We start from the raw sequence: 13,505 nt of genomic DNA on the forward strand, positions 1-13,505 counted from the left end.
ACAGGTAACAACGGCGTTGTCGCCGTCTTGCTGCGTGTGCCTCGGAGGAGAAGAAGGAATGGAAGAGACTTTCGACGACTACCTGGACGAGACCGGGAACATCCGAATTCCCGAGGATCACACCCTGGTCGATCACGTCGAGAAGCACACCCGGAACGACGCGAACACTCTGGCGTACCGCTACATCGATTACTCGCGTGAGCGTGATGGCGAGGCGCAGGAACTGACGTGGCGTGAGTTCGGCATTCGGCTGCGCGCGGTGGCCGCTCGACTGCAGCAGGTGACCAACCCGGGCGACCGGGTCGCGATCCTCGCGCCGCAGGGCCTGGATTATGTGATCTCCTTCTTCGCCGCGATCTACGCGGGCACCATCTCGGTGCCCCTGTTCGACCCGGACGAGCCTGGTCACACCGACCGCCTGCACGCCGTGCTCGGCGACTGCGAACCCGCCGCGATCCTGACCGCCAGCTCCTCGGCGGCCGGTGTGCGGCAGTTCTTCCGGTCGCTGCCCGCCGCGCAGCGCCCGCGCATCATTGCCGTCGACGCGATCCCGGACAGTGTCGGCGAGGGCTGGGTACGCCCGGACATCGCCATCGACGACATCGCCTACCTGCAGTACACCTCGGGCTCGACCCGTACCCCGGCCGGCGTGGAGATCACCCACCGCGCGGTCGGCACCAACCTGCTGCAGATGGTCGACGCGATCAACCTGGACTGGAACTCGCGCGGCGTCACCTGGCTGCCGCTGTTCCACGACATGGGCCTGCTCACGGTGATCCTGCCCGCGGTCGGCGGCAAGTACATCACCATCATGTCGCCGAGCGCGTTCGTGCGCCGCCCCTACCGCTGGATCAAGGAACTCGCCGCGCAGTCCGACGGCGCCGGAACCTTCGCCGCCGCACCGAATTTCGCGTTCGAGCACGCTGCGGCGCGTGGCCTGCCGAAGAACGGCGAGTCGCTGGATCTGTCGAACGTGATCGGCCTGATTAACGGCAGCGAGCCGGTGACCACCTCCTCGATGAAGAAGTTCAACGAGGCGTTCGCGCCCTACGGCCTGCCCAAGACCGCGATCAAGCCCTGCTACGGCATGGCCGAGGCGACGCTGTTCGTATCCGCGACCAAGGCCGAGGACGAAGCGAAGGTCACCTACGTCGACCGGCACGAGCTCAACGCGGGCCGCATGGTCAAGGTCGAACCGGGCTCGGAGAACGCCATCGCGCAGGTCTCCTGCGGTTACGTCGCGCTGTCGCAGTGGGCCGTGATCGTCGACCCGGAGACCGTCGAGGCCGACGGCGGGCACGAGCAGCCCGACGGCCGGGTCGGTGAGATCTGGTTGCACGGCAACAACATGGGCATCGGGTACTGGGGCAGGCCGGACGAGACCGCCGCGACCTTCCAGAACAAAGTCTCGCACCGGTTGGCCGAGGGCAGCCATGCCGAAGGCACCGACCGCGACGCCAACTGGATGCGCACCGGCGACTACGGCGTGTACCTGGACGGCGAGCTGTACATCACCGGGCGGGTGAAGGACCTGGTGATCGTCGACGGCCGCAACCACTACCCGCAGGACCTGGAGTTCTCCGCGCAGGAAGCCTCCAAGGCGCTACGCCCCGGCTTCGTCGCCGCGTTCTCGGTGCCCGCGAACCAGCTACCCGCGCTCGTCTTCGACCAGGGCAGCCACTCCGGACTCAAGTTCGACGCCGACGACGCCTCCGAGCAGCTGGTCATCGTCGCCGAACGCGGCCCGGGCGCGGGCAAGGCCGATCCACTACCCATCGCCGACGAGGTGCGCGCCGCGGTGGCGTCGCGCCACGGGGTGACCGTTCGAGACGTACTGCTGGTTCCCGCGGGCTCCATCCCGCGTACCTCCAGCGGCAAGATCGCCCGGCGGGCCTGCAAGGCCGCCTACCTCGAGGGAACGCTGCGGGGTGGTTACACCCAGCAGGCGTTCCCCGATGCACCGGAAGAGTAATTGCCCAGGGGTGGCCTCGGACAGCCGACATTCGCGGTGCGCCCGGTTCGCAGACAGGTAGCTTGAGGAATTGATGGCTGACAACGAGGGCACGTCCACCACGACGACCGAATCCCTGCCCGCCGACGCGGACGCCGACCAGGCATCCGCGCAGGTGGCCGCTGCCTCCACCGAGGCTTCCGGCGCGCAGACCGACATGACGGTGTCGGAGCTGCGGGACTGGCTGCGCAATTGGGTTGCCGAGGCGACCGGACTGCCGCTCGAGCAGATCACCGTCGACCGGCCGATGGAGGAGTTCGGGCTCGCCTCGCGCGACGCCATCGCGCTCGTCGGTGACATCGAGGAAATGACCGGCGTGGTGCTCACCGCGACCGCCTATTTCCAGCATCCGACGATCGCGTCGCTGGCCGAGATGGTCATCAACGGCGAGCCGGAGAGCGCGCAAGACGTCTCCGACGACTCCTTCTACACGGCGGGCTTCCAGCCGAACGACGCGCACGACATCGCGATCGTCGGCCTGTCGACCCGGCTGCCCGGTGCCGGCGATACGCCGGAGTCGACCTGGGAATTCCTGATCAACCGTGGTGACGGCATCCGGGAGCGGCCGGAGGGCCGGTGGGCGGAGTTCCTGCAGGAACCCGCGATCGCCAAGGCCGTCGCCGAGGGCAACACACTCGGCGGTTACCTGGACGAGGATGTGGTCAAGGGCTTCGACGCGGAGTTCTTCGCTATGTCGCCGATCGAGGTCGAGCGCGTCGATCCGCAGCAGCGCCTGATGATGGAGCTGACCTGGGAAGCGTTGGAGCACGCCAGGATTCCGGCCAGCGAGCTCAAGGGCGAATCGGTCGGCATGTTCGTCGGCTCGTCCACCAGTGACTTCATGCTGATCGCCGCGCTCGGCCTCGGCGCGGAGATGGATCCGAATGTGCCCGCCTCCGCGCAGGCCTACGGCATCATGGGCAGCTCCAACGGCATCATCGCCAACCGCATCTCCTACTTCTTCGACTTCCGTGGCCCGTCCGTCACGGTCGATACCGCCTGCTCGTCGACCTTGGTCGCCGTGCACCAGGCCGTGCGCGCACTGCGCGACGGCGACGCCGATGTGGCGCTGGCCGGCGGTGTGAACATGCTGCTCGCGCCGGTGACCACCCTCGGCTTCGATCAGAACGGCGGCGTCGCCAAGAACGGCCGGATCAAGGCGTTCTCCTCCGACGCCGACGGCATGGTGCGCTCCGAGGGCGCCGGCCTCGTCGTGCTCAAGCGCCTCGCCGATGCCGAGCGCGACGGCGACCGAATCATGGCCGTCATCAAGGGTTCCGCGGTCAACAACGACGGCCGGTCCAACGGCCTGCTTGCACCGAACCCCGATGCGCAGGCCGACGTGTTGCGGCGGGCCTACCGCGACGCGGGGATCGTGCCGTCCACCGTCGACTACATCGAGGCGCACGGCACCGGCACTCCGATCGGCGACCCGATCGAGGCCGACGCGCTCGGCCGGGTGATCGGTCGTGGCCGCGACGCCGACAAGCCCGCGTTGCTCGGTTCGGCGAAGACCAACTTCGGCCACCTGGAGTCCGGGGCGGGCGCGGCCAGCCTGGCCAAGGTCGTCATGGCCTTCCAGCACAACGTCATTCCGCCGAACATCAACTACGCGGGCCCGCACCCCTACATTCCGTGGGACCAGGCGCACCTGCAGGTCGTCGCCGAGCCGACGGAGTTCCCGCGCTACAGCGGCACCGCCACCGTGGGCATCTCCGGCTTCGGCTTCGGTGGCACCAACGCGCATGTCGTTGTGCAGGAATATGTTCCGGCCTCGGCCGAGGTCGCGGCGACCCCCGAGCCCGTGGCTACTGCCGCAGCGGTCGACGCCGATGTCGCGGCGCTCGAGACCGACCTGGACGACGAGACAACCGAGGTGATCGCGGAAGCGGACGCGGTAGTCGCCGAGGCGGACGACGCGACCCCCGAGCAGGCCGAAATCGAAACAGCGGTCGCGGAAGCCGTTGCCCCCGTTGCCGAATGGACCGCCGAGCGCACCGAGCCACTGCCGGTGATCCTGCCGGTCTCCGGTTACCTGCCCTCGCGCCGCCGCCGGGCCGCCGCGGAACTGGCCGACTGGCTGGAATCCGAAGCGGGCCGCGATGTTTCGCTCGAGGACGTGGCCAGGTCGCTGGCCAAGCGCAGCCACTGGCGCTCGCGTGGCGTGGTACTCGCCACCACGCACGAGGAGGCCGTGGCTGGTCTGCGCGCCATCGCGGCGGGCAAGCCTGGTACCGGTGTCTTCACCGCCGACGCGCCCGCCACCATGGGCCCGGTCTGGGTGCTCTCCGGTTTCGGTGCGCAGCACCGCAAGATGGCCAAGCGGCTCTACCTGGAGAACTCGATCTTCGCCGCGGCCGTCGACCAGGTCGACGAACTGGTGCAGGACGAGGCCGGGTACTCGATCCGCGACATGTTCCTCGACGACAGCCAGGACTACAACGTCGGCACCTCGCAGGTCGGCATCTTCACCATCCAGATCGGCCTGGCCGCGCTGCTGCGCGCGCACGGTGCCCAGCCCGAGGCCGTCATCGGCCACTCGATGGGCGAGGTCGCCGAGGCCTACATCGCCGGTGGTCTCCCGCTCGAGGACGCGGTCCGGGTGATCTGCGCGCGCTCGCGGCTGATGCACGAGGGCGAGCAGATGATCACCGACGACGACGTGCGCAACATGGCACTCGTCGAGTACAGCGCCGAGGACATCGAGAAGCTGCTCAGCGAATACCCGGACGTCGAGGTCGGGGTGTACGCGGCACCGACCAACACGGTGATCGGCGGCCCGCGCGAGCAGGTCGAGGCGATCGTGGCGCGGGTCGAGGCGGCGGGCAAGTTCGCGCGGATCCTGCAGACCCGCGGTGCGGGTCATACGTCGCAGATGGACCCGCTGCTCGGTGAACTGGCCGCGGAACTGGCGGGCATCGAACCGACCAAGCTGAAGACCGGCCTGTACTCGACCGTGCACAAGGGCGAGTTCTACCGCGCGGGGAGCGATCCGGTGCACAACGAGGACTACTGGGTCAAGAACATGCGCGGCAGCGTGTACTTCACCAACGCGGTGCGGCTCGCGGTCGACACCGGCCACACCACCTTCCTGGAGCTGGCGCCGAATTCCGTTGCGCTGATGCAGGTGCTCGGCACCACCTTCGCGGCGGGCGCGCACGATGCGCAGCTCATCCCGACGCTGAAGCGCAAGGAAGACGAGGCGGCGGGCGTGATCGGCGCCCTCGCGCAGCTGTACGTGCACGGGCACAAGGTCGATCTTCCGTCCCTGCTCGCCCCGGGCGACTACGCCGATATTCCGCGAACCAGGTTCGTGCGCAAGGAGTACTGGCCGAAGATCTCGATGGCCGGTGGCAGCGGCAACACCCGGGTGCCCGGTTCGCACGTGGCCATGCCGGACGGCAGGCACGCGTGGGAAGTCCAGGCGTCCTCGGTCACCGACCTCGCCGCACTGGTGAATGCCGCTGCGGCACAGGTACTCAGCGACGTATCGCTGGGCGCTTCGGTCGCGCATGCCACCGTTCCGGCTACCGGCACGCTGACCACCACGCTGACCCCGCACCCCGGCGGCGCCTCGGTGCAGGTGCATGCCAAGGAGGGCAACGCCTTCCGGCTGCTGTTCGACGCGGTGGTCACCTCCGGTGCGCCGCTGCCCGAATCCGTTGTGGCCGAGGCTGTTCCGGCGACCACGGCAGTCGCGACCACGGGCGATGCGGATCTGGAGGTCGTCGAAACCTTCGGCGACCGCTGGGATCCCGACGGCACCCAGCCGCTGGAAGACCGCCTCGCACTGATCGTCGCCGAGTCGATGGGTTACGCGGTCGAGGACCTCCCGATGGAGATCCCGCTGATGGAGCTGGGTCTCGACTCGCTGATGGCTATGCGCATCAAGAACCGGGTCGAGTACGAGTTCGACATCCCGCAGCTGCAGATCCAGGCGGTGCGCGACGCCAACCTGACCGAGGTCGGCAAGGTGCTGCGCTACGCCATCGATCATCGCGAGGAAATGCTCGCGGTGGCCGAGCGGCAGGCCGCCGGTGAAGAGATCGTGGTCGACAGCAACTTCATCGCCGCGGCCCGCGCGGCCGTCGAAGCTGGTGTGGATCCGGCCGCCGCGGTCACCGAAGCGGCTGCGGCCGAAGGTGTTTCGCTGGACGTCGAGACCACCTCGGTGCAGGCGGAGGCCGAGCAGATCGTCGCGCAGGCGGAGACGGCCGCAGGCATCACCGGTGCCGCCGCCGGTACTGCGGCACCCGCCCCGGCGTCGCCAGCGCAGGCCGCCGCGGCGGATGCGAAGGAAGCGGCGAACGAGCGGGCGCTCGACAATCAGGACACGACCGCGGTGGGTGCCGCCGAATCGGTTGCCGCACAGGCGGCCCCGGCCCCGGTCACCTTCGGTGCGCAGCCTTCGGCCGGCGATGACGACGACGTGCCGCCGCGTGACGCTGCGGAACGGCTGACCTACGCGACCTGGGCGATCGTCACCGGCAAGTCGGCGGGCGGCATCTTCAACACCCTGCCCATCCTCGAGGAGGAAGTCGCCGAGAAGCTGGCGGAGCGCCTCACCGAGCGGGTCAAGGCCGAGGTCACCGTCGACGATGTGCTCGACTGCGAGACCATCGAGCAGCTCGCCGATATCGTGCGCAACCTGCAGGACAGCGGCGCCGACGTGGACGGGTTCATCCGCCCGCTGCGGGCCCGCGAAGAGGGCTCGAATGCCGTGCCGGTCTTCGTATTCCACCCGTCGGGCGGTAACACGCTGGTCTACGAACCGCTGCTGAAGCGGCTGCCGGCCGGCACGCCCATGTACGGCTTCGAGCGCGTCGAAGGCGACATCCTGGAGCGGTCGCAGCAGTACGTGGCCGAGCTGCGCAAGATCCAGGGCAACGGCCCGTACGTGCTCTACGGCTGGTCCCTCGGTGCGGTGTTCGCACTGCAGGTGGCGCAGCTGCTGCGCGACGAAGGCGCCGACGTGCGTGTTGTCGGCCTGATCGACCTGGCGTTGCCGGTCGAGGACGAGGACAACAGCCCCGAAGAGCGGGTGCGCCGGATCGAGCGCTACCAGGTCTTCGCGAAGAAGACCTACGGTGTCGAGGGCGAGCTGGACCGTGAGCAGTTGGAGACGCTGGCCGCGGCCTCCGATGAAGAGCAGTTCAAGATGATCAGCGATCTGGTCAAGATGAGCGGCACCAAGATTCCCGGCGGCGTGCTGGAACATCAGCGCACCTCGTGGATCGAGAGCAGGCATCTGGCCAAGACGACGCCGACTCGCTACGACGGCGATGTCGTGCTTTACCTCGCGGATCGTTATCAGGACGGCATGATCGAGCTGGAACCGCGTTTCGCCGATCGGCGCCCTAATGGTGGTTGGGACGAATACCTTCCGAACCTGGAGGTCATCCACATCCCGGGTGACCACCTGCAGATCGTCGACGAACCACGGATCGGAAAGATCGGAGCCGACCTCACCGCGAAGCTTGCGGTGATCGCCCCTTAGTGGGTGCGCCTTACGAAAGGGACGAAGTGAGCACTACTGCCGAGAAGCTCGCCGACCTGCGTAAACGGATGGATCTAGCGCAGGAACCGGCGGGTGAAGCGGGGGTGGCGAAGCGGGCGAAGAAGGGGATTCCCAGCGCCCGTGAACGGATCAACATGCTGCTCGATCCGGGCACCTTCGTGGAAATCGGTGCGCTGGTGCGCAAGCCGGGTGACCCCACCGCGCTCTACGGCGACGGTGTGGTCACCGGGCACGGCCTGGTCGAGGGTCGGCCGGTGGCGGTGTTCTCGCACGACCAGACCGTCTACGGCGGTTCGGTCGGCGAGATGTTCGGCCGCAAGGTCGCCGGGATCATGGAGTACGCGGCCAAGGTCGGCTGCCCGGTGGTCGGCATCAACGATTCCGGCGGCGCGCGTGTGCAGGAGGCGGTGACCTCGCTCGCCTGGTACGCAGAGCTGGGGCGCCGGCAGGAACCGCTGTCCGGCCTGGTGCCGCAGATCTCGATGATCCTCGGCAAGTGCGCGGGCGGTGCGGTGTACGCCCCGATCAACACCGATGTGGTGGTGGCGACCGAAGAGGCGTACATGTTCGTCACCGGTCCCAAGGTGATCCGCGAGGTCACCGGCGAGGACGTCAGCCTCGAGGAGCTCGGCGGCGCGCAGAGCCAGGCCGAGTACGGCAACATCCATCATGTCGCGCCGGACGAGAAGTCGGCGTTCGAGTGGGTGCGCGACTATCTGAGCTTCCTGCCGACCAGCTGTCAGGAGCTGGCGCCGATCGTGAACCCCGGCCTGGAGCCGGAGGTCACCGACAGCGACCGGGAATTGAATTCCCTGGTGCCGGACTCGGATAACGCCGCCTACGACATGCACGACATTCTGCTGCGGATCTTCGACGACGGCGGCTTCCACGAGATCGGCGCCACCGCAGGCCGCAATATGATCACCGGCTTCGCCCGTGTCGACGGCCGTCCGGTCGGTGTGGTGGCGAACCAGCCGATGGTCTACGCGGGTGCGCTGGACGCGCGGGCTTCGGACAAGGCGGCGCATTTCGTGCGGCTGTGTGATGCGTTCGAGGTCCCGCTGGTCTTCATCGTCGACACCCCCGGCTTCTTGCCCGGGGTGGAGCAGGAGAAGATCGGCGTGATCAAGCGCGGCGGCCGGTTCCTGTTCTCCTTCGTGGAGGCGACCGTGCCGAAAGTCACTGTGGTGATTCGCAAGTCGTACGGCGGCGGCTACGCGGTGATGGGTTCCAAGCAGCTCGGCGCCGATGTGAACCTGGCTTGGCCGACGGCGCGCATCGCGGTGATGGGCGCCGAGAGCGCGGTGAGCCTGATCGGCGGCAAGCAGATCGAGGCGGCGCCGGAGGAACAGCGGGCGGCCGTGCGCCAGCAGATGATCGACTTCTACAACGCCACCATGGCGACGCCGTGGGTGGCCGCCGAGCGCGGCTACATCGACGCGGTGATCGAGCCCGCGAACACTCGGTTGGAGCTGCGTAAAGCCTTGCAGCTGCTGCGCGACAAGTCGCTCGCGCGCAATCCGCGCAAGCACCACCTGCTGCCGCTCTGACGCCAGAATCGGGCCGCATCCGTTGCGGCGCGGCCCGATTCACCGAGGTCGGTCAGCTCAGCCGAGGCTGGCGGATTCGATGATGACGTCGTCGGTCGGCACATCCTGGTGCCCGCCCGAGCTGCCGGTGGCGACGGCGGCGATCTTGTCGACCACCTCGGTGCCCTCGATCACCTTGCCGAATACCGTGTAGCCCCAGCCCGACGGCGTCGGCGCCGAGTGGTTGAGGAACGCATTGTCGGAGACGTTGACGAAGAACTGCGCGGTCGCCGAGTGCGGGTCGTTGGTGCGCGCCATCGCCACGGTGTACTTGTCGTTCTTCAGGCCGTTGTTGGCCTCGTTCTGGATCGGCGCCTGCACGCCCTTCTGCCGCATGCCGCGCTCGAAGCCGCCGCCCTGAATCATGAAGCCGGGAATGACACGGTGGAAGATGGTGCCGTTGTAGTGGCCCGCGTTCACGTAATCCACGAAGTTCTGCACCGTGTTCGGCGCCTTCTGGTCGTCAAGTTCCAGGACGATCGGTCCGTAATTCGTCGAGAGATTCACCTTGGTCATACCCACACCTTGCCAGCCCACCATCGCACGCCTTTTGCCGGTCTTCGAGTGCGGCGCGGGTATCGCCGTGTGCTGCGGGCCGGGAACGGGCGGCACGCTGGGCAGGATCGGCGAGCCTGCCGCGTTCCGGCCGGATCTGCTGTGACATTTGTCCAGGTCGGAAGGTGAAAAGTTCACTCGCATTTCAAATGGCGGAGAAACGAACAACTGATCTTGCGGGCACCGGGGTAACTCGCCGGGTACGTCCGCAACGTAACTCCTGGATATCCATCGGACGTCAACCAAACTTACTGCGCCGGTAAGTCCGGCCTGAAGTCGCGGAGAAGCCGGCGCGCCTTGCCGGAAAACGCGTAGACGCGGGGAGAGCGGGCCTGAAGACGTGCGGGGGCCGGGGAGCTAGCATTGCCAATCGTGCCCGACGCCGCTACTGCTGTCCTGACGAAACCGCCTGCCGTGCCCGCGGCCTCTACGGCCGATTTCCGCACCGCGCGAATAATCGCGCTGGTCGCCGGATTGCTCGGCGCGCTGTTCGCCTTGGCCACCCCGTTCCTGCCGGTCACCCAGACCACCGCGGAACTGAACTGGCCGCAGGGCGCGACGCTCGGCAATGTGCAGGCCCCCTTGATGTCTCAGGTCCCGATCGACCTGCGCGCCACCATTCCGTGTAGCGCGGTCGCGCAGCTGCCGGAGCGGGGCGGCATGCTGCTGGCCACCGCGCCGCCGCAGGGCCACAAGGCCGCGTTGGAGGCCATGTTCATTCGAGTGTCGGACACCTCGGTGGACGTGGTCGACCGCAACGCCGTCGTGGTGTCGGCGCCGCGCGCGGACATGGAGCGTTGTTCGGCGCTCGAGTTCACCTCCGACCACAAGCGCACGCACGCGGTGTTCACGGGGCTGACCACCACCGTCACCAAGCCGGTCGAGGGCGCGGCGCCCGGGACCGAGCAGCAGGTCGAGGTGCCGGTCGAGGGCGCGCTGAACGGCGACCTGCGGCCGCAGGTGGTCGGCGTCTTCTCGGATCTGAAGGGCGCGGCGCCCGCCGGACTCGACTTCCACATGACCGTGGACACCCGGTTCACCACCAGCCCGACCGTGATCAAACTGATCGCGATGATCGCGGCGGTGCTGTGCACCCTGGTCGCGCTCGCGGCGCTGGCCCGGCTCGACGGCAGCGACGGGCGTGGGCACCGCCGGTTCCTGCCGTCCAACTGGCTGAAGCCGACCTGGGCCGACGGCGCGGTGGTCGGCACGCTGCTGGTGTGGCATTTCGTGGGCGCCAACACCTCCGACGATGGCTACATCCTGAGCATGGTGCGGGTCGCGCCGCACGCGGGATACATGGCCAACTACTTCCGCTGGTACGGCGTGCCGGAGGCGCCGTTCGGCTGGTACTACTACGTGATCCAGGTCTTCTCGGAGATCTCCACCGCCAGCCCGTGGGTGCGATTGCCCGCGCTGGCCTGCGCCATCCTCTGCTGGATGGTGATCAGCCGCGAGGTGGTGCCCCGGCTCGGGCGCGGGGTGCGCAACAGCAAGGTCGCGCTGTGGACCGGCGGTCTGGTGTTCCTCGCGTTCTGGATGCCGTTCGACAACGGCCTGCGCTCGGAGCCGATCGTCGCGCTCGGCGCGCTGCTGACCTGGGTGTCGATCGAGCGGGCCATCGCGACCGGACGGCTGTTGCCCGCCGGTGTCGCGGTCTTGGTCGCGGCGTTCACGCTCGCGGCCGCGCCGACCGGATTGATGTGTGTGGCGGCGTTGCTCGCCGGTGTTCGCCCGCTGGTGCGGATCGTGGTGCGCAGGCGCAGGCAGTTCGGCTCGGCCGGGTCCAAGTGGTGGTCGACGCTGCCGCTGCTCGCCCCGATCGCCGCGGCCGGGTTGCTGGTGCTGATCGTGGTGTACAGCGACCAGACCTTCTCGGGTATCCAAGAGGCCAACCGGGTGCGTCAGGTGAAGGGGCCGAACCTGGCCTGGTACGAGGACTACCTGCGCTACTACTACCTGTTCGTGGAGACCGTCGATGGTTCGCTGGCCCGCCGGTTCGCGTTCCTGGTGATGCTGCTGTGCCTGTTCACCACCATGCTGGTGTTGTTGCGGCGCAGGCAGGTTCCCGGCATCGCGAGCGGGCCGACCTGGCGGTTGATGGGCGTCGTCTTCGGCACCGTCTTCTTCATGATGTTCAACCCGACCAAGTGGACGCACCACTTCGGCGCGTACGCGGGTATCGCCGGTTCGCTGGCCGCGGTGACCGCGGTCGCCGTCTCGGCGTCGGCGTTGCGCGCGCGCAAGAATCGCGCGATATTCCTGGCTGGCCTGTTGTTCGTGCTCGCGCTCGCGTTCTCCGGCATCAACGGCTACTGGTATGTGTCCAGCTTCGGGGTGCCGTGGTTCGACAAGCGGATCTCGCTGCACGGGTACCAGTCGAACACCCTGATGCTCGGTTTGTTCGGTCTCGCGCTGGCGCTGGTCGCCTGGCACTCGCTGCGCGAGGGTTACGCCAAACCGGAGGCCTCACCGAAGTCCGCGCGTGGCAAGCGAATTCGCAAGTTCGCGGCGATCCCGCTGACCGTTGTCGCCGCGCTGATGGTGTTGCTCGAGGCGATGTCGCTGGTCAAGGGCGCGGTCGCGCAGTACCCGGCGTACTCGCTGGCCCGCTCGAACTTCGACGCGCTGCGCGGTAGCAGCTGCGGTCTGGCCAATGACGTTCTGGTGGAATCGGATCCGAACGGCGGCGCGCTGGCGCCGATCGTCGATCCGGCGAACCCGCTCACCGATGCGAACGATCCGCTGGCCGGCGTCGACGCGGTCGGTTTCGCTCCGAACGGGGTGCCCAACGACCTGTCCGCCGACAGCGTGGAGGTGAAGCCGGGTACCGGCAACACCTCGAAGCAGTCCGTCGGCGCCGCGTTCGCCGACGGGCAGAGCGCGGGCACCGGCGGTGGTCAGGGCGCGCGCGGTGTCAACGGCAGTACCGTGGCGCTGCCGTTCGGGCTGGACCCGGCCACCACGCCGGTCCTGGGCAGCTACCAGGACAATGTGCAGCAGCCCGCGCATCTCACGTCCAGCTGGTACGGGCTCGCCCCGCGCTCGGCGGACAGCCCGCTCGTGGTGATCTCCGCGGCCGGTCGCGTCCTGTCGGTCGACGACACCGGTGACACCGAGTACGGCCAGTCGCTCACCCTCGACTACGGCAAGCGGCAGCCGGACGGCAGCGTCGCGAAGCTCGGCACCTACCTGCCGCGCGATATCGGCCCGGCCCCGTCCTGGCGTAACCTGCGCGTCCCGCTCGCCGAGATCGCGCCCGAGGCCGACGCGGTGCGGATCGTCGCCAACGACCCGATCCTGATCGGTGATCAGTGGCTGGCGTTCACTCCGCCGCGGATGCCGAAGTTGCAGTCGCTCAACAGCTTCCTCGGCCCCGATCAGCCCGTGCTCGAGGACTGGGCCGTCGGTCTCCAGTTCCCCTGCCAGCGCCCGCTCTACCACAAGAACGGCGTCGCAGAGGTCCCCGGCTACCGCATCCTCCCTGATCGCCCGCTGGCCACCACCTCCACCAACACCTGGCAAGCCCAGGAATTCGGCGGCCTGCTCGGCTTCTCCCAAATGCTCGCGACCTCGGTCACCATCCCCACCTACCTCAAGGACGACTGGGCCCGCGACTGGGGCTCCCTGGAGCGCTACGACCAGTACGACCGCACCGCCACCCCCGCCCGCCTGGAAACCGGAACGGCCACCCGCTCCGGCCTCTGGTCCCCAGGCAACCTCCGGGTGTTCTAACCACCCCCGACAACACCACAGGCCCGTCGAACCGGCAGTCCAGCCGGCCTCGACGGGCCTGTGATCGTTTGTTCCGACGGCCAGACGGCGCTGGTGA

Annotated in this window: 5 protein-coding genes; 4 read left to right on the plus strand and 1 reads right to left on the minus strand. The window is 68.1% G+C overall.

What is annotated here, in order from left to right; translation table 11 throughout:
* Positions 1–58: 58 nt before the first annotated feature.
* From fadD32 to DBO33_RS02580, 3 genes are all read left to right on the plus strand, one after another.
* The gene (gene fadD32 / locus DBO33_RS02570; protein WP_107653613.1) at positions 59–1,972 is read left to right on the plus strand and encodes a long-chain-fatty-acid--AMP ligase FadD32; all 1,914 of its coding nucleotides are present in this window, start codon (positions 59–61) and stop codon (positions 1,970–1,972) included.
* A gap of 73 nt (positions 1,973–2,045) precedes the next feature.
* Positions 2,046–7,508, plus strand: coding sequence for a polyketide synthase Pks13 (gene pks13, locus DBO33_RS02575; protein ID WP_107653614.1), 5,463 nt, complete (start codon positions 2,046–2,048; stop codon positions 7,506–7,508).
* A gap of 68 nt (positions 7,509–7,576) precedes the next feature.
* Entirely contained in the window at positions 7,577–9,079 is a 1,503-nt protein-coding gene (locus DBO33_RS02580; protein WP_199856924.1) for an acyl-CoA carboxylase subunit beta, read from the plus strand.
* A 57-nt stretch (positions 9,080–9,136) separates the two neighbouring features.
* Here the strand turns inward: DBO33_RS02580 and DBO33_RS02585 are convergent, their stop codons facing one another.
* On the minus strand, positions 9,137–9,634 hold the full coding sequence (locus tag DBO33_RS02585; RefSeq protein WP_107659903.1) for a peptidylprolyl isomerase: 498 nt from the start codon (positions 9,632–9,634) through the stop codon (positions 9,137–9,139).
* 411 nt (positions 9,635–10,045) lie between these two features.
* Between DBO33_RS02585 and DBO33_RS02590 the strand changes: the two genes are divergently transcribed.
* The gene (locus DBO33_RS02590; protein ID WP_107653615.1) at positions 10,046–13,408 is read left to right on the plus strand and encodes an arabinosyltransferase domain-containing protein; all 3,363 of its coding nucleotides are present in this window, start codon (positions 10,046–10,048) and stop codon (positions 13,406–13,408) included.
* Positions 13,409–13,505: the final 97 nt, after the last annotated feature.

Source organism: Nocardia suismassiliense (assembly GCF_900269665.1).
Taxonomy (GTDB): Bacteria; Actinomycetota; Actinomycetes; order Mycobacteriales; family Mycobacteriaceae; genus Nocardia; species Nocardia suismassiliense.

Bases quoted from the DNA above. Each gene is read 5' to 3' on its own strand.
- fadD32 (WP_107653613.1), top strand. From the start codon at position 59: ATGGAAGAGACTTTCGACGACTACCTGGACGAGACCGGGAACATCCGA.
- pks13 (WP_107653614.1), top strand. From the start codon at position 2,046: ATGGCTGACAACGAGGGCACGTCCACCACGACGACCGAATCCCTGCCC.
- DBO33_RS02580 (WP_199856924.1), top strand. From the start codon at position 7,577: ATGGATCTAGCGCAGGAACCGGCGGGTGAAGCGGGGGTGGCGAAGCGG.
- DBO33_RS02585 (WP_107659903.1), bottom strand. From the start codon at position 9,634: ATGACCAAGGTGAATCTCTCGACGAATTACGGACCGATCGTCCTGGAA.